This window comes from Pseudomonas sp. LBUM1658, assembly GCF_059716055.1.
The window spans coordinates 2,287,220-2,304,441 of the sequence record NZ_CP166798.1 but is presented as its reverse complement, the minus strand read 5'-3'; the positions used below and the strand labels follow the sequence as shown (position 1 = coordinate 2,304,441).

The window sequence follows — 17,222 nt, the reverse complement described above, 5'->3', positions numbered from 1 at the left end:
GGACCGGAAATCGGACAGCTCATCGGGTCACCTTGGCAGGCGCCGTCAAATGCCGCTCTTTCAGACTTCGATCCAAGGCATCGCGCTGCGCACTATCGAGATCGAAGAGATTTTTCTCAACAATAGTGCGATAGGCATCGGCGTTATCATCGCTGGGCGGGTCGCATGCCAGTAAATTATCAAACGAAGCAACGGGAGAATCTGCAGACCTCAGCTTACCCTTGGCGTAATCGTTCGCTCTGGGAGTTTTATTGGCCAAGTTCACATCAGGATAGAGTGGGTTTTTCCATTTACCATCCTCTGTAAAGGTGCCACCACAGAATTGGCCAGTATCCCTTGCCAGGATGCAGCCGTTGCGTATGTCAATCAGATTACAGTAGGCGACCTCGTGGTATATCACCGTGCCGTCCGACATCTCCGCATCGCCTGATTCGATCTGGCTCAATAAGACGAAATTGCCATCCGGCGATAAAAACGGTGGATCGTCACGTTCAAATGCTCCACCGCTCTGACTCTCTCCACGCAAAGTGCGTACTATACTGGCGTCGCGAAATATCGTCAGGGTGAGATATCGCTTACCCACTGGGTCGCCATAGTGGAAATCGCTAACGTGACTCGATTCTTTTTCTCTGGCGCTCTCAGCTACAGCTACGCCATAGTTACCCGAGTTAAATAGGATCAGTATCAGGAGGTAGCGTTTCATAACTTGCCCTTCAAGTTTTGGTACCGAAGACTGGAGTCAGTCATGTCGCGTGATGGACCATAGATGTCCAGCAAAGCGGATTCATGCCTTGCATGGTCTACCCCCCAGCGTGCTGGATTCTCAGACACCATCGGGTTCAAGGCTAAGAAACTATTAAGCGCAGCACCAAAATCCCGTGCCACCTTGCTAGGCCGGTTCACGTGATGATCGAGAACAACTGCCTTGCCAAAACTTGAATGAATGTAGTCGCTTATGGCGTATGAACTGTAGCCTTTGGGCGTCAGCGCGATTGCTTTCCTGAGGCGTTGCACGAAATCAACTACTTGCTTGACCAAGTATTCATTGGTGGTGATCGCATTGGCAAACACGGCCAGTGGCTGCGATGCAATCTTCCTCCTACTTTCATAGGCTATTTGATCAAAACCCTTACGAAGAAACGTTTTTAGCTCTTCGCCAGTGATGCCATCATAGTAAAGATATTGCTCTCTATTCTCTGTCTTGACTTCCCAACCGCAATCCGCGAACAACTTCTGATATAAGTCCGGATGCGCCAGTTGAAACTCATATACTTGTTGTGGCAACTCGCCTGTACCTAGGAAATTAATCGTCTTCTGCATGGCGCCAGCGGTCAATATCTCGCTGTCGTAGGACTGTAGCGCATCCAAATTACCTTCGTTTTCAGACATTGCCACGAGGATGTCCCGCTCGGCCGTTGTCGCCTCGCCTTTGCTGACTAATTCATCCCAGCCCTGGAAGTCGGCCAGTTTCGATTTACCCCAGTAGACTGGCCCATACTGCTTGCCATAACGGGTTGCCATTGCGCGAGAAGGGTTTCTTTACAGACAGTTTGTGGACCCAGTAGGGCGTGGTTGGCGAGTGCTGGTCGATGCGATAAGCCACCACCTCACCATCGGCCAGGCACTGCACGCTGGATTGATCCAGGCCGCCGGCGGTGCCGCTGTCGAAATGCACGCCGCCGTGCCACAGGCCATTAATTCCCAGCGGATAATAGCCAGCCGTCGCCTTGGCCAAGTGGGTCAACTGCTGCAGCGGGTTGCGCTGATCCTTGAACGGATGGCTCCAGTTCTTCAGCGGTTGCAGAGTGTCGGTGCTGGTCTCGGGAGGCAAAGATGACCGGACCGGGCCAGTGTCGGGCGTCGGCAAGATCGGGGCATTCCGCACGTCAAACCGAGAGTTCCGGTCACTGTAGCGCCGTCCAAAAAGCCAAGTGAACAAAATGCTCATGCCGTGTTCGCTCCTTGCAAAGGGGTCAGCTAGAGAAATCCGTGAGCCCCAAGGACTCGGAGAAACCTGGGCCCAAACGCTGTCGACGTTGTTCTGGTTAATTATGATCGACAGGCAGCGGCCTCTCCCTGCAAACAACTATGAATCACCTCCAGCGCCCCCTCTACCCCCCGAGGCATCATCAGGAAAGCGCCTATAACTTTTGCCGAATCAACCTACAATCGGTTGCCAGCTAAATGGGGGATGCCTCACTATTTTCGCGGGATCGCAGAAAGCTGGCCCCCCAAACGGTAGCCTCGTGCAGTGGGGCCGTTCCCGCAGGAATGGATAGGTACACCCTCAAGAGCCAGGCCGGCTGTCAGGCTGCCTATATCGCGAGCAAGCCCGCTCCCACAAAATCAAGATCAAAAGATCGCAGCCTGCGGCAGCTCCTACAGTGGGATTGGGTACAGCCGCGAGAGACAGGTCGGCTGTCAGGCCGCGAGCAAGCCAGCTCCCAGAGGGATCACCCACGCAATACAAACTGCGGAAACAACTCGCGCATGGCCGCCCATAGTTCGGCCTGCTCGGCCTGTGCGGAAATGCTCGACAGATGTGGATCGAGCATCCGCGCGGTCCTGACCAACTGCACGGCAAAGCGCTTGACGCCTAACGCGCTCAGCCGCTGGGCCAGGATCAACAGGCGCGCAGGGTCGAACAGGTGCCAATGCACCGTGGTGCGGCACTCATAGTCGACTCCGCTGGCTAGCAGATATTCCAGGCTGCGCCAGTTGGCGGTGCCGCTGCCGGCGATGCGGGTGATGGTCTGGCAATCTTCGGGCAAGGCCTTGATATCGAATCCGACCCAATCGGCCTCCATCACCACCTTGGCAAAGGCCGCCGGTTTGATCCCGGCGCTGTGCAAGCCGATGCGAAAGCCCATCTCCCGCACTTCATCCATGGCCCCGGCCAGGCCGTCCTGCAGCGTCGGTTCACCACCGCTGAACACCACCGCATCGAGCAAGCCCTGGCGCCGTTGCAGAAACGCCAGCACCCGACACCAATCCACTTCTTCGCTGCCACGAGGCGGGATCAGTTGCGGGTTATGGCAATAGCGGCAGCGCCAGGCGCAACCCTGGCAAAACAGCACACAGGCCAGCTGCCCCGGATAGTCGAGGGTGGTCAGGGGCACCATGCCCCCAACCCGAAGCGTTCGACTCATTTGCGCCCGGCCAGTGCCGCGCCTTCAGTGAAGTGGACCCGCTCGCGGTGCTCGGACTGCTTGCCCGGATTGAACGCCGCTACCGGGCGGTGATAGCCCATCACTCGGGTCCAGACTTCGCAGCGTTGACGTTGAGCCAGGGGCAGGGTTTGCGATGCATTCATGATGAAGTTCCTTGCAGTTGAGTGAATCGAATCAATGAGCGGTGCCGAGGTTCTGCTCGCGCAGCAGCAATACCTCGTCGCACTTGGGGCAGAATTCATGTTCGCCATCGAGGTAACCATGCACCGGACAGATGGAGAAAGTCGGGGTCACGGTCAGATAGGGCAGGCGGAAGCGTCCGAGGGCTTTGCGCACCAGTTGCTTGCAGGCCTCGGTCGAGGAAATCCGTTCGGCCATGTACAGATGCAGTACGGTGCCGCCGGTGTACTTGCATTGCAGTTCGTCTTGAAGCTCCAGCGCCTCGAAGGGATCGTCGGTAAAGCCCACCGGCAGTTGTGAGGAGTTGGTGTAGTACGGCGCCTCGACGCTGCCGGCCTGGAGAATGTCGGGGTAACGTTTGCGATCTTCCTTGGCGAAGCGATAGGTGGTGCCTTCGGCCGGAGTCGCTTCGAGGTTGTACATGTGGCCGGTTTCCTCCTGGAATCGCAGGAGGGTGGCGCGCACATGGTCCAGCAGATCCAGGGCAAATTGCCGGCCTTTCTCGGTGTGCATACCCTCCTCGTCGCCAGTATAATTGCGCAGCATTTCATGCATGCCATTGAGGCCGATGGTGGAGAAGTGGTTGCGCAAGGTGCCCAGATAACGCTTGGTATAGGGATATAGACCGGCATCCATATGGTGCTGGATCACCTTGCGCTTGACCTCCAGGCTCTCCATGGCCAGCTCCATCAGGGTGTCCAGGCGCTTCAACAAGCCGCTGCTATCGCCCTTGAACAGATACCCCAGACGCGCACAGTTGATAGTGACAACCCCCAGCGAGCCAGTCTGTTCCGCCGAACCGAACAGGCCGCCGCCGCGCTTGAGCAACTCGCGCACATCCAGTTGCAGGCGGCAGCACATCGAGCGCACCTGATTGGGTTGCAGATCGGAATTGAGGAAGTTCTGGAAATACGGCAAGCCGTAACGCGCGGTCATCTCGAACAGGCGGTCGGCGTTTTCACTGTCCCAGGGGAAGTCATGGGTAATGTTGTAGGTCGGTATCGGGAAGGTAAACACCCGCCCTTTTGCATCGCCGGCCTGCATCACTTCGATGTAGGCGCGGTTGAGCAGGTCCATTTCGACTTGCAGGTCGCCGTAGGCAAACGGCATTTCCTCACCGCCGATGCTGGGAATCTGTTCGCGCAGATCCTGCGGGCAGACCCAGTCGAAGGTCAAGTTGGTAAAGGGTGTCTGGGTGCCCCAGCGCGAGGGAACGTTGAGGTTGTAGATGAATTCCTGGATCGCCTGACGCACTTCCTGATAGCTCAGCTTGTCCTGACGCACGTAGGGCGCCAGATAGGTATCGAACGAGCTGAACGCCTGAGCGCCAGCCCATTCGTTTTGCAGGGTGCCGAGGAAATTCACCATCTGCCCCAGGGCGCTGCTCAGGTGCTTCGGCGGGCCGGCTTCGACGCGCCCGGGAACCCCGTTCAGGCCCTCGTGCAACAGGGTGCGCAGCGACCAACCGGCACAGTAACCGGCGAGCATGTCCAGATCGTGCACATGCAAATCCGCTTCGCGGTGAGCCTGGCCGATCGCCTCGCTGTAGACCTCGTCCAGCCAATAGTTGGCGGTGACCTTGCCCGACACGTTCAGCACCAGTCCGCCCAAGGAATAACCCTGGTTGGCATTCGCCTGGACCCGCCAGTCATCACGGTCCAGGTACTCGTTCATCGAAGTCGCTACTTCGACCATGGTCCGGCGGTCACGGCGCAAGCGACCATGCTGTTCGCGGTAGACAATGTAAGCGCGCATGGCGAGGAAATAGCCGGCATCCATCAGCACCCGTTCGACCCGATCCTGGATCTGCTCGACATTCACTCGCGCCAGCCCTTCCAGACGGGCCAGTACCGCGTTGAGCAACCCCTCGGCCTCGGGTTCGGCGAATTCGCCGGTGGCCTTGCCGGCGGCGATCAACGCCTGGCGGATCTTGTCCGCATCAAAGGCAACCAGACTGCCATCGCGCTTGTGCAAGCGGTTACACCCTACTGAGATCAGCGTGCTCTGCATTTGGTCTCCAGACACTACATATAGATGTTTTAAAAGCTATAAACACAACATGCAGTAAAGACTACGGACAATGCACCGATCTGCAATTGATCGACGTCAAGAATTCGCGGACAAAAAAACCGCCCGAAGGCGGCAAAGGGAAATCATTGGAACGCCGGGGTTTTGCGGACCGCGTCCGGCTCAACCGCCACTGACACTCATGAACCGCAAGATCTGCACCGCCCCTTCCGGATTGAAATCGTGGCGCAATGGCTTGCCGCGCAAGGCCTTTTGCACTGCGTTGATCAGCGGTTGGTCATCCAGCGGGTAACGCCGCAGCAAGCCGCGCAAATCCAGCGAGTCTTCCTGCCCCAGGCACAGCAGCAACCGCCCTTCAACGGTCATCCGTATCCGGTTGCAGCTGCCGCAGAAGTTGTGGCTGTTGGGTGAAATGAAACCGATCCGGGTATCCGGATGGCGTTCCAGGCGCACATATCGCGCAGGTCCGCCGCTGCTCTCGGTGCTGTCGAGCAAGCCATGACGGCTGGCGATCAGCGCCCGCACTTCGTCACTGGAGCAAAACGACTCGCCCCGGGAACGCCCGACGTCGCCCAAGGGCATTTCTTCGATAAAGCTGATGTCGATCTTTTGCTCGATGGCGTACTGCACCAATGCAGGGACTTCATCGAAGTTGCGGCCTTTCATCACCACACAATTGAGTTTGATCCGCTCAAAGCCGGCACCGCGCGCTGCTTCGATGCCGCCTAGCACTTGATCGAGATCGCCGTTGCGGGTGATCGCGCGAAACTTCTGGCCGTCCAGGCTATCGAGGCTGATGTTCATCCGCTTGACTCCGGCTTCGACCAACGGCCGGGCCAGACGACCCAGCTGCGAGCCGTTGCTGGTCATCACCAGTTCGCGCAATCCCGGCAAGGCGGCGATGCTGCGGCACAGCCCGACGATACCCGGGCGGATCAGTGGCTCGCCTCCGGTCAGGCGGATCTTGCGCACCCCGAGGCCGACGAACAGCGTCGCCAAACGCTGCAGTTCTTCGAGCGTAAGGACCTGCTGACGCGGCAGGAAGGTCATGTTTTTCGCCATGCAATACACACAGCGAAAATCACAACGATCGGTCACCGACATCCGCAGATAATCGATCTGCCGCCCAAAACCATCCTGCATCACAGCGTTCATCACATCTCCCGATTTGCCAAAGGGTCACTGCACCAGCGGTGAGTCGGCGCCCTGCAAGTGGATACCGCGAATATCCGCGGCACCGATCAGGGTTTGCAGGTATTGCACCAGGGCTTTCTGCCAGACGCCCTGCTGCAACTGCGTACGAATCGCCGTCGACACCACCTCATAGGGCAGCGGCATGCCTTCGATGCGCTGATCGACGCTGACCACATGCCAGCCGTAACGGCTTTCCAGGGGTTTACTGGCCACTCCCGGCGCCAGGGTGAACAGCTGACGTTCCAGCTCGGGCACGGTCTGGCCCTTGCTGATCTGCCCCAGGGAGCCGCCTTGGGCCTTCGATGGACAAGCCGAGTAGTTCAGCGCCAGCTGGGAAAAGCTGCCGGGGAAATCCGTCAGGCGCTGCAGCAGGACTTCGGCCTGATCGTGGGCCAGGCCGCGGGCCTCGGCATCCTCCGGGTCACACTCGAGCAGAATGTGCCGGATCGCCAGCAACGGCGCACTGTGAAAGCGTGCGCGATTGTTTTCGTAGTAACGAAGACTGGTCTCCTCGTCGCACTGCGGGACCAGTACCTCCTGTTCAAGCAACAACCGGGTGGCCGCCTCCTCTTCGTTCTCACCGGCAGCAATCTGCAACGACAGGCCGAGTTCGGCGATTCGCTGCTGCAACAACTCGCGGATCACCAGCGCCCGGGCGGCCAGATAGACCGCCTCTTCGCGGCTTTCGGCCGGGTGATATTGCAGCTCCAGGGCCATGGCCTCAGGGCTGATCGATACCTCGTTGACGCTGATGATCGGCCACTCCTGCTCGCTGCTGGCGATCAGTTGCGCCGCAGCGCCGTCGCCAGTTGCCGCAGGTTCAACCGGCAGCGCTTCAAACTGCACTGCCCCTTGCGGCGCGATGTCGACCACTTCTGGCGCTACAGACTCCGCTTTTTTTGAAGAACCGCAGCCACCGCTGCCCCCTTTACCGCCGCCACATCCACATCCACCTGACATGATTGTCTCCTCAGATTTTCTGCCGAACGATTTGATAACGCCGTCCCAGGTACCAGATCGGTGCACTGACCATGTGTACAAGACGGGTGAAGGGGAACAGCACAAACAGGGTCAAGCCGAGAAACACGTGCAGCTTGTAGATCAAGCCGACCGGCGCGATGGCCGCTGCTGCTTCCACCGGACGCAACAGCACAGTGTTCTGCGCCCAATCGGCGAGCATCACCATCACCGAGCCGTCCATATGGCCGGTGGATGCGACGATGGTCAGCAGACCGAGCAGCAACTGCGCCAGCAGTACCAGCAGCACCACAATGTCCGAAGTACTGGAAGTGGCGCGGACCCGAGGGTCGCTCAGCCGCCGGTTGACCAGCATCAGCAGGCCGACCAGGCACAGCAGGCCGAATAAGCCGCCGGAGACCATCGCCATTAGCTGCTTGTTCTCGGTGCTGATCACATGGTGATAGATCGACGCCGGGGTCAGCAGGCCAACGAAGTGCCCGGCCAGCACAAACAAAATGCCGATATGGAAGAAGTTGCTCGCCACGCGCATCCCGCGCTGGTTGAGCATCTGGCTGGAACCAGCCTTCCAGGTGTACTGCGACAGATCGAAGCGCGCCCAGCTGCCGATCAGGCAAACCGCCAGAGCGACGTAGGGATAGACCCCGAATAACAACAGGTTCCATTTAGACATTGCCTACCTCCTTGGCTGGCACGGCGGCCGGCCCATCTTGCTGAAAATCCACCCAGTGCAACGGCACCGGGCTTTCCTCGCGGGCCTTGCCCGGGGCGCTTGGCAGCGAACTGCAGCGGTCCTGCTGTTCGGCCTGGAGAAAGTCCACGGCCTCCTCTTCCCAGATCTTGTCGAGGGCTTCGAGGGAGTCGTCGCGAGGTTCCGCGGCGACCTGTGCCCGCAGGTCGGCCACCGCTTGATGAGGCTCGGCCCCGGCGATCTGCAACAGCGCCCGGAAGCAGCTGGCGTATGCACTTTCGCGCTCCTCCAGACGTGCCGCGAGCAAGGCCAGCAGATGCGAAACATCCGCCAGGCCCTCGCGGGCCTCGAGGTCTTCGCGGGTGGAGAGGAACTCCAGGTACAGCGGGATATAGTCCGGCAGCTCCTTGACGCCGATGGCAAACCCGGCCTCTTCGTACTGCGCCATCATGTCGACCATCGCCTGGCCACGGTCGCGGGACTCACCATGGACATGCTCGAACAACAGCAGCGACAGCGAGCGCCCGCGGCCGAACAGCGCACCGTAGTGCTCCTGCCCGTCCATCAGGTCATTGGCGCAGATCAGCTCGAGCAACTCGAACAACGCGCCGCGTTGCGTTGGGCTGATTTCCCGGGACTGGATAATCGCCTGCTCCAGTTCGTCGCGACCGGCGATCAAGGTCTCGGTCGGGTAATCGAGCAGCAGCGAAATCACTTTGAGAATGCGCATGCTCATTCCTCCCACATCTTGACGGTTTTCGCGATGTCGCGGCGGTTGGCTTTCTTGGCGCCGAACATGTTGTTGTCGGAGCTGCCGCTACAGCCGCTGCCGAAACTGAAACCGCAGCCAGAGCGTTCGGCAAAGGCGTCGCTCATGGCGTCTTCACGGTGGGCGCTGGGCACCACGAAACGGTCTTCATAGTTGGCGATTGCCAGGTAGCGATACATCTCTTCGACCTGGGCCACGCTCAAGCCGACATCCTCCAGCACTTGCAGATCCTGGACGCCGTCGACTTGCTGGGAACGTTTGTAGGCGCGCATCGCCAGCAAGCGTTTGAGCGCACGTTTCACCGGTTTTTCATCGCCCGCGGTCAGCAGGTTGGCCAGATAACGCAGCGGAATCCGCAGGCTGTCGACATCCGGGATGACCCCGTTCATGCCCACGGTACCGGCGGTGGCGGCATTCTGGATCGGCGACAGTGGCGGCACGTACCAGACCATCGGCAAGGTGCGGTATTCCGGGTGCAACGGCAGTGCCAGCTTCCAGTCCACGGCCATTTTGTAGACCGGCGAACGTTGTGCGGAATCGATCACCGACTGCGGTACACCGTCGGCCAGGGCCTGGCGAATCACCGCCGGGTCATTTGGATCGAGGAAGATCTCCAGTTGTTTCTCATACAGATCCTGCTCGTTGGGGGTGCTCGCCACTTCGCTGATGCGGTCGGCGTCATATAGCAGCACACCGAGGTAGCGAATCCGCCCGACACAGGTTTCCGCGCAAACGGTCGGCATCCCGGCTTCGATACGCGGGTAGCAGAAGATGCACTTCTCGGATTTGCCGCTTTTCCAGTTGAAGTAGATCTTCTTGTACGGGCAGCCGCTGATGCACATCCGCCAGCCGCGGCATTTTTCCTGGTCGATCAGGACAATCCCGTCTTCCTCGCGCTTGTAGATCGCCCCGCTCGGGCAGGCCGCTGCGCAAGTCGGGTTGAGGCAGTGCTCGCACAGACGCGGCAAATACATCATGAAAGTATTTTCATACTCGCCGTAGATGTCGGCCTGGATCTTGTCGAAGTTCTTGTCCTTGCGGCGCTTGGCGAATTCGGTGCCGAGGATTTCTTCCCAGTTCGGGCCCCACTCGATTTTTTCCATGCGCTTGCCAGAGATCAGCGAGCGCGGCCGTGCGGTCGGCTGGTGTTCGCCCAGCGGCGCGGTGTGCAGATGCTGGTAGTCGAAGTCGAACGGTTCGTAGTAATCGTCGAGACTCGGCAGGTCCGGGTTGGCGAAAATATTCGCCAACACGCGGAATTTGCCGCCGATGCGCGGGTTGATCGTGCCGTTGGCATTGCGGATCCAGCCGCCTTTCCACTTGTCCTGGTTTTCCCATTCTTTCGGGTAACCGATCCCGGGTTTCGATTCGACGTTGTTGAACCAGGCGTATTCCATGCCTTCGCGGCTAGTCCAGACGTTCTTGCAGGTGATTGAGCAAGTGTGGCAACCGATGCACTTGTCCAGGTTCAGAACCATGCCGATCTGTGAGCGAATCTTCATCTCAGTTCTCCTCAATATCGGTCGGCAGGGGACGCGGCAGGTCATCGCCTGTCGAACCATCGAGCCAGTCGACTTTGGCCATCTTGCGCACCACGACGAATTCATCGCGGTTGCAACCGACCGTGCCGTAATAGTTGAAACCGTAGGCCTGCTGGGCGTAGCCGCCGATCATGTGGGTCGGTTTGAGCACCACGCGGGTGACCGAGTTGTGATGGCCGCCACGGGTCTTGGTGGTTTCCGAACCGGGCACGTTCACGATCCGTTCCTGGGCGTGGTACATCATCACCATGCCGTCCTTGACCCGCTGGCTGACCACCGCCCGGGCGGTCAGTGCACCGTTAATGTTGAAGCACTCGATCCAGTCGTTGTCCTCGATGCCGGCGCGTTTCGCGTCGTTCTCCGAGAGCCAGACAATCGGCCCGCCACGGCTGAGGGTGAGCATCAGCAGGTTGTCGCTGTAGGTGCTGTGGATGCCCCATTTCTGGTGCGGGGTGATCCAGTTCAGGACGATTTCGATCTCGCCGTTGCTGCGCTTGCCTTTCACGCCTTCGATGGTGCGGGTGTTGACCGGTGGCCGATAACTCATCAGCTGCTCGCCGAACGCCTGCATCCACGGGTGATCCTGGTAGAACTGCTGGCGACCGGTGATGGTGCGCCATGGGATCCCTTCGTGAACGTTGGTGTAGCCGGCGTTGTAGCTGACGTGATCGTCTTCCAGGCCCGACCAGGTCGGACTGGAAATGATCTTGCGCGGCTGTGCCTGGATGTCGCGGAAACGAATCGCTTCGTGGGCCTTGGACAGCGCCAGGTGGCTGTGGTCGATGCCGGTGAATTCCGACAGCGCGGCCCAGGCCTTGACGGCGACCTGGCCATTGGTTTCCGGCGCCAGGGACAGAATCACTTCAGCAGCATCGATTGCCGTGTCGATTTTCGGCCGGCCCTGGCTGATGCCAGCGTCGCCTTCATGGTGGTTGAGTTCACCGAGGAATTTCACTTCGTCGTCGGTGTTCCAGTTGATGCCCTTGCCGCCGTTGCCGTGTTTTTCCAGCATTGGCCCAAGGGAGGAGAACTGCTTGTAGATATTCGGGTAATCACGCTCCACCACATGCAGGTTCGGCGCGTTCTTGCCTGGCTCCGGTGCCACGCCGGCGCTTTTCCAGTCGGTGCCGCCAAATGGTTGGGCCAGTTCGCCGACGCTGTCGTGCATCAACGGGATGGTCACCAGATCCTGTTCAACCCCCAGGTGCCCGACCGCCATGCTGGAGAAGGCCTTGGCGATACCTTTGTAGATTTCCCAGTCGGAACGCGATTCCCAGGCCGGATCGATGGCCGCCGACAATGGGTGAATGAACGGGTGCATGTCCGAGGTGTTCATGTCGTCTTTTTCGTACCAGGTCGCCGTCGGCAACACGATGTCCGAATAGACGCAGGTCGAAGACATGCGGAAGTCCAGCGTGGTCACCAGATCGAGCTTGCCGATGGCGCCCTCCTCGACCCATTCGGCTTCTTGCGGCTTGCAATCACCAACCTTGCCGATGTCTTCGTTCATCACACCGTTCTTGGTGCCGAGCAGGTACTTGAGCATGTACTCGTGGCCTTTGCCCGAGGAGCCCAGCAGGTTGGAACGCCAGATAAACATGTTGCGCGGGAAGTTCACCGGGCTGTCCGGCTGTTCGCAGGAGAAGCGCAGGGAACCGTCCTGCAACGACTTGACCACGTAGTCCTTGGGGTCCATGCCGGCGGCGGCGGCATCGCGGCAGATATGCAGCGGGTTGGTATTGAGTTGCGGTGCGCTGGGCAACCAGCCGGCACGTTCGGCGCGGATGTTGTAGTCCAGGGCATGCTCGGGGAACTGGCTTTTGTCGGCCAGAGGCGAGAGCACGTCGTGCATGCTCATTTTCTCATGGCGCCATTGCGAGCTATGGGCATAGAAGAAGCTGGTGCCGTTCATTTGACGTGGCGGACGGTTCCAGTCCAGGCCGAACGCCAGTGGCAGCCAGCCGCATTGCGGACGGAGTTTTTCCTGCCCGACGTAGTGCGCCCAACCGCCACCGGTCTGGCCGACACAACCGCAGAGCATGAGCATGTTGATCAGCCCGCGGTAATTCATGTCCATGTGGTACCAGTGGTTCATCGCCGCGCCGACGATGATCATCGAGCGCCCCTTGGTCTTGTCGGCGTTATCAGCGAACTCACGGGCGATCTGGATGGCTTTCTCACGGCTGACGCCGGTGATCTGCTCCTGCCAGGCCGGGGTGCCGGGTACGCTGGCGTCGTTGTAATCCTTGGCGACGTTAGCGCCACCCAGGCCACGATCGATCGCCAGGTTGGCTGCCGACAGGTCGAACACGGTGGCGACTTTCGCCACGCTGCCGTCTGCCAGCACCACGTTGTGCACCGGTACGCGACGGTATTGCACGGCGTCGCCAGCGACGTGCTGGAAATGCTCGTGGGACTCGCCGGCAAAATACGGGAAGGCCACTTCGGCGACGTCGTCACCGATCAGGCTCAGCTTCAGATCGATCTCACGGCCTTCGCCGCCTTCACGGGGAAGAATGTTCCACTTGCCCTTCTCGCCCCAGCGATAACCGATGGAACCCTGGGGTGAAACCAGTTCACCGCTGACATCCAGGGCGATGGTTTTCCATTCCGGGTTGTTTTCCTGGCCGAGGTTATCGGTCAGGTCACTGGCACGCAGGAACCGATCCGGCTGGTAACCGGCACCGGGTGCCTTGTCGACCATTTGCTTGAGCAGCACCAGCACCGGCAAATCGGTGAAGCGCTTGGCGTAGTCGGTGAAATAGGCGCTCGGCTTGTCCAGGTGGAATTCTTTGAAGATCACATGGTTGAACGCCTGGGCCAGCGCCGCATCGGTGCCCTGCTTGGGGTTGAGCCACAGATCGGTGAGCTTGGCCACTTCCGAGTAGTCCGGAGTAATGGCGACGGTCTTGGTGCCCTTGTAGCGGACTTCGGTGAAAAAGTGCGCATCGGGGGTCCGGGTCTGCGGAACGTTGGAGCCCCAGGCAATGATGTAGTTGGAGTTGTACCAGTCGGCCGATTCCGGCACGTCGGTCTGCTCGCCCCAGACCATGGGCGATGCCGGTGGCAAGTCGCAGTACCAGTCATAAAAGCTCAGGCAGGCGCCGCCGATCAGCGACAGGTAACGCGAACCCGCGGCGTAGCTGACCATCGACATGGCCGGAATCGGCGAGAAGCCGACGATCCGGTCAGGGCCGTATTGCTTGATGGTGTAGACGTTGGAAGCGGCGATGATCTCGTTGACTTCCTCCCAGTTGGAACGAATGAAGCCACCCATACCGCGCTTGCTTTTATAGGAGTCGGCCTTGACCTTGTCCTCGACGATGCTGGCCCAGGCTTCCACCGGTGCCATGGTCTTGCGCGCGTCACGCCAGAGCTTGAGCAGCGGCTTGCGGATTTTCGGGTACTTGAGCCGGTTGGCGCTGTAGATGTACCAGCTGTAACTGGCACCACGGGGACAGCCACGGGGCTCATGGTTCGGCAGATCGTTACGGGTACGCGGGTAGTCGGTCTGCTGGGTTTCCCAGGTAATCAAACCGTTCTTGACGTAGATTTTCCAGGAGCAGGAACCGGTGCAGTTCACCCCATGGGTGGAGCGCACGATCTTGTCGTACTGCCAGCGGGAACGGTAGACGTTCTCCCAATCGCGGGACTCTTTGCGGGTTTCTCCATGCCCTTCGGAGAACTCGCCTTGCTTGCGATTGAAAAACCGCAACTGATCCAGTAAATGACTCACGGTGTATACCTCTCAGGCTTTGTCGCGGAGTCTGTGCCCCGCCCACGCAATAGTTGGATTCGGGTCGGCTTAGCAGGGTGTCGCGGCGCCTTTGCGCGCGTACCACCACCAGGTCACCACGATGCAGCTCAGGTAAAAGCCGACGAACATGTAGAAGGCCATCTCCGGGCCGCCGGTCAGGGCCATCGAAGTGCCGAAGGATTTGGGAATGAAGAACGCGCCGAAGGCACCCATCGCCGAGCTGAAGCCGAGCACTGCGGCCGACTCCTTGCCGGCGTTCTTCAGGGCTTGTTCACGAATGGCCGGCGATTGCCCGGCAGACTCTTTTTCATGCTGGGTGCGGAAGATCACCGGGATCATCCGGAAGGTGGAGCCGTTGCCGATGCCCGTGGTCACGAACAGCAGCATGAACATGCCGAGGTAGCCGTAGAAGTTGCCGGGTTCACCGTTCTGCGGCAGAACGCCGTGGCCGCTTTCTGGTAGAAAGTGCATCACCCCGAAGACCATCACGATCATCGCCACGAAGTTCCACAAGGTCACCTTGGCGCCGCCGAGCTTGTCCGCCAGCCAGCCGCCCAATGGACGCACCAGAGCACCGACCAGCGGGCCGAGGAAGGCAAACTTAAGGGCGATGACGTCCGGGAATGAGGTCTTGATCAGCAGCGGAAAGGCCGCGGAAAAGCCGATGAACGAACCGAAGGTCGCCAGGTACAACCAGCACATCAGCCAGTTGTGCTTGCGCTTGAAGATCACCGCCTGTTCGCCGAACGAGGCGCGGGCGCTGGAGAGGTCGTTCATGCCGAACCAGGCAATCAGCGTCACCGCGACAATGAACGGCACCCAGATGAACCCGGCGTTCTGCAGCCACAACTGACCACCATCCGGCAGCACTTGCGGCGATCCGCCCATGAAGCCGAACACACCGAAGGTAATCACCAGCGGCACACAGAACTGCATCACCGAGACGCCCAGGTTACCCAGCCCGGCATTCAGGCCAAGGGCCGTACCCTGCTGGGACTTGGGATAGAAGAAGCTGATGTTGGACATGCTCGAGGCGAAGTTGCCGCCGCCAAAACCGCAGAGCAAGGCAATCAGCACGAACACGCTATAAGAGGTGCTCGGGTCCTGTACCGCGAAGCCCATCCAGATCGATGGCAGCAACAGCGACGCGGTGCTCAGAGCGGTCCAGCGGCGGCCACCGAAGATCGGCACCATGAACGAATAGAAAATCCGCAAGGTCGCCCCGGACAACCCCGGCAACGCCGCCAGCCAGAACAACTGGTCGGTGGTGAAGCTGAAGCCGATGGCGTTCAAGCGCACAATCACCGTGCTCCAGACCATCCACACGGCAAAGGCCAGCAACAGCGCGGGAATGGAAATCCACAGGTTGCGCGTGGCGGTCTGTTTGCCGCTACGCCCCCAGAACGCTGGGTCTTCCGGGCGCCAGTCATGAATGACCGGGCCTGAATCAGGCTTTTGCAGAACGGACATGTTCTTCTCCTAGGGCAATGCTGGAAATCGGGGAAGGGGTCAGCAGCGGCTCTTTACCAAACACCGGGCTTTTGCGAATTTCGCTGAAGTACATCCAGGTGAGGGAGACCCAGACCACGCCGTACATCAACATGAAGCAGGAGGAGCGCACGCCGGTCAGGTCCACCAGGGCGCCGAACAGAATCGGTAAGATGAAACCGCCGAGGCCGCCGGCGAGGCCGACGATGCCGGACACCGCACCCATGTTTTTCGGGTAGTCGTTGGCGATGTATTTGAAAACCGAGGCTTTGCCGAAGGCGAAGGCGATGCCCATGATGAACAGCAGCACGGTGAACAGCGTGGCGTTCAGGCCGATATGGAAATCCATCGGGCCATTGATGGTCTGCACTTGCAGTTGGGTCTGGGGATAGGAGAGCAAGAACAGGCAGACCCAGCTCACCCACAACACCCACCAGGTCACGCTCTGCGCACCCCAGCGATCCGACATCCAGCCGCCGACGGCGCGCAGCACGCCGCCGGGCAGGGAAAAACAGGCCGCCAACAGCGCTGCGCTTTGCAGGTTGAAGCCGTATTCCTGCACGTAGTACTTGGTCATCCACAAGGCCAGACCGACGTAGCCACCGAAGACGATCGAGTAGTACTGGCAGTAGCGCCACACCGCCGGATCCTTCAGTGCGCTCAGTTGCTCACGCAAGCTGGCGCCGGTAGCACTGCGATGCCCTTTGTTTTCTGTGGTCAGGAACCAGAACAGCAGCGCGGTGATGAACAGGATCGCGCTGAAGACTTTCGGTACCAGCTGCCAGCTGCCGGCGGCGATCAGCGCCGGGGCGAGAAATTTGGTCACCGCCGCACCGGCATTACCGGCGCCGAAGATGCCCATGGCGAAGCCCTGGTTCTGCTTGTCGAACCATTTGGCGACGTAGGCAATCCCCACTGAAAACGAACCGCCGGCCAGGCCGACGAATAAGCCCAGTACCAGGAACTGCCAGTAGGCGGTGGCGTGGCTGATCAGGTACAGCGGCGCCACGCAGGCCAGCATCAGCAGGCAGAACACGCTGCGCCCGCCGAAGCGATCGGTCAGCAGGCCCAGCGGCAAACGCACCAGCGAGCCGGTCAGCACCGGGGTCGCGGCCAGCAGCCCGAACTGGGTTTCATTGAGCTGGAGAAGCTCCTTGATCGGCACGCCGAGCACGGCAAACATCATCCAGACCATAAAGCACACGGTGAAGGCCAGGGTACTCATACCCAGCACCAGACCTTGTTGTACGCGCGGTTCGGCCACAATGTTCTCCAGTCAGTTAGCCATGGCCGCAGACTAGAGAGGCGCCCCCTGCAAAAACTTGATCCACGTCAACGAAGCCCAAGGCGGTATAGGCCTATGCTGGCCCTGTCTACCTCTAAGGTGGTAGTCCTGAAAACCAGAAAAACCCTTTATTTATCAATG

At 59.6% G+C, this 17,222-nt stretch carries 14 protein-coding genes; all 14 read right to left on the bottom strand.

Going from position 1 to position 17,222, the window contains the following annotated elements; translation table 11 throughout:
• Positions 1 to 19 precede the first annotated feature (19 nt).
• The gene (locus ACA064_RS10530) at positions 20 to 703 is read right to left on the bottom strand and encodes a hypothetical protein (RefSeq protein ID WP_497673295.1); all 684 of its coding nucleotides are present in this window, start codon (positions 701 to 703) and stop codon (positions 20 to 22) included.
• Entirely contained in the window at positions 700 to 1,521 is an 822-nt protein-coding gene (locus ACA064_RS10525; RefSeq protein ID WP_497673294.1) for a hypothetical protein, read from the bottom strand. The genes ACA064_RS10530 and ACA064_RS10525 overlap by 4 nt, the downstream gene beginning before the upstream one ends.
• Complete coding sequence (locus ACA064_RS10520; protein WP_497673293.1) at positions 1,475 to 1,831, bottom strand: hypothetical protein; 357 nt, start codon at positions 1,829 to 1,831, stop codon at positions 1,475 to 1,477. Before ACA064_RS10520 ends, ACA064_RS10525 begins: the two co-directional genes overlap by 47 nt.
• 622 nt (positions 1,832 to 2,453) lie before the next feature.
• Entirely contained in the window at positions 2,454 to 3,149 is a 696-nt protein-coding gene (locus ACA064_RS10515; RefSeq protein ID WP_497673292.1) for an anaerobic ribonucleoside-triphosphate reductase activating protein, read from the bottom strand.
• The gene (gene nrdD / locus ACA064_RS10510; RefSeq protein ID WP_497673291.1) at positions 3,146 to 3,313 is read right to left on the bottom strand and encodes an anaerobic ribonucleoside-triphosphate reductase; all 168 of its coding nucleotides are present in this window, start codon (positions 3,311 to 3,313) and stop codon (positions 3,146 to 3,148) included. The genes ACA064_RS10515 and nrdD overlap by 4 nt, the downstream gene beginning before the upstream one ends.
• A 31-nt stretch (positions 3,314 to 3,344) precedes the next feature.
• Positions 3,345 to 5,360, bottom strand: a complete 2,016-nt coding sequence (locus ACA064_RS10505; RefSeq protein ID WP_497673290.1) for a ribonucleoside triphosphate reductase — start codon at positions 5,358 to 5,360, stop codon at positions 3,345 to 3,347.
• A 180-nt stretch (positions 5,361 to 5,540) separates the two neighbouring features.
• The gene (gene moaA, locus ACA064_RS10500) at positions 5,541 to 6,533 is read right to left on the bottom strand and encodes a GTP 3',8-cyclase MoaA (protein WP_497673289.1); all 993 of its coding nucleotides are present in this window, start codon (positions 6,531 to 6,533) and stop codon (positions 5,541 to 5,543) included.
• Between the two features lie 24 nt (positions 6,534 to 6,557).
• Entirely contained in the window at positions 6,558 to 7,532 is a 975-nt protein-coding gene (locus ACA064_RS10495) for a peptidylprolyl isomerase (RefSeq protein WP_497673288.1), read from the bottom strand.
• A 10-nt stretch (positions 7,533 to 7,542) separates the two neighbouring features.
• Positions 7,543 to 8,223 (bottom strand): respiratory nitrate reductase subunit gamma, encoded by a 681-nt coding sequence (gene narI, locus ACA064_RS10490; RefSeq protein WP_497673287.1) that lies wholly within the window; start codon positions 8,221 to 8,223, stop codon positions 7,543 to 7,545.
• Complete coding sequence (gene narJ / locus ACA064_RS10485; protein WP_497673286.1) at positions 8,216 to 8,971, bottom strand: nitrate reductase molybdenum cofactor assembly chaperone; 756 nt, start codon at positions 8,969 to 8,971, stop codon at positions 8,216 to 8,218. The genes narI and narJ overlap by 8 nt, the downstream gene beginning before the upstream one ends.
• A 2-nt stretch (positions 8,972 to 8,973) precedes the next feature.
• Complete coding sequence (gene narH / locus ACA064_RS10480) at positions 8,974 to 10,512, bottom strand: nitrate reductase subunit beta (protein WP_497673285.1); 1,539 nt, start codon at positions 10,510 to 10,512, stop codon at positions 8,974 to 8,976.
• A 1-nt stretch (position 10,513) separates the two neighbouring features.
• The gene (locus tag ACA064_RS10475; RefSeq protein ID WP_497673284.1) at positions 10,514 to 14,287 is read right to left on the bottom strand and encodes a nitrate reductase subunit alpha; all 3,774 of its coding nucleotides are present in this window, start codon (positions 14,285 to 14,287) and stop codon (positions 10,514 to 10,516) included.
• A gap of 69 nt (positions 14,288 to 14,356) precedes the next feature.
• Positions 14,357 to 15,778 (bottom strand): NarK family nitrate/nitrite MFS transporter, encoded by a 1,422-nt coding sequence (locus tag ACA064_RS10470; protein ID WP_497673283.1) that lies wholly within the window; start codon positions 15,776 to 15,778, stop codon positions 14,357 to 14,359.
• On the bottom strand, positions 15,756 to 17,060 hold the full coding sequence (locus ACA064_RS10465; protein ID WP_497673282.1) for an MFS transporter: 1,305 nt from the start codon (positions 17,058 to 17,060) through the stop codon (positions 15,756 to 15,758). The genes ACA064_RS10470 and ACA064_RS10465 overlap by 23 nt, the downstream gene beginning before the upstream one ends.
• Positions 17,061 to 17,222: the final 162 nt, after the last annotated feature.

Excerpts from the sequence above, each read along its gene's own strand:
- nrdD (WP_497673291.1), bottom strand. The coding sequence starts at position 3,313 with ATGAATGCATCGCAAACCCTGCCCCTGGCTCAACGTCAACGCTGCGAA.
- ACA064_RS10515 (WP_497673292.1), bottom strand. The coding sequence starts at position 3,149 with ATGAGTCGAACGCTTCGGGTTGGGGGCATGGTGCCCCTGACCACCCTC.
- narI (WP_497673287.1), bottom strand. The coding sequence starts at position 8,223 with ATGTCTAAATGGAACCTGTTGTTATTCGGGGTCTATCCCTACGTCGCT.
- narH (WP_497673285.1), bottom strand. The coding sequence starts at position 10,512 with ATGAAGATTCGCTCACAGATCGGCATGGTTCTGAACCTGGACAAGTGC.
- ACA064_RS10530 (WP_497673295.1), bottom strand. The coding sequence starts at position 703 with ATGAAACGCTACCTCCTGATACTGATCCTATTTAACTCGGGTAACTAT.
- ACA064_RS10470 (WP_497673283.1), bottom strand. The coding sequence starts at position 15,778 with ATGTCCGTTCTGCAAAAGCCTGATTCAGGCCCGGTCATTCATGACTGG.
- narJ (WP_497673286.1), bottom strand. The coding sequence starts at position 8,971 with ATGCGCATTCTCAAAGTGATTTCGCTGCTGCTCGATTACCCGACCGAG.
- moaA (WP_497673289.1), bottom strand. The coding sequence starts at position 6,533 with ATGAACGCTGTGATGCAGGATGGTTTTGGGCGGCAGATCGATTATCTG.
- ACA064_RS10505 (WP_497673290.1), bottom strand. The coding sequence starts at position 5,360 with ATGCAGAGCACGCTGATCTCAGTAGGGTGTAACCGCTTGCACAAGCGC.
- ACA064_RS10495 (WP_497673288.1), bottom strand. The coding sequence starts at position 7,532 with ATGTCAGGTGGATGTGGATGTGGCGGCGGTAAAGGGGGCAGCGGTGGC.
- ACA064_RS10525 (WP_497673294.1), bottom strand. The coding sequence starts at position 1,521 with ATGGCAACCCGTTATGGCAAGCAGTATGGGCCAGTCTACTGGGGTAAA.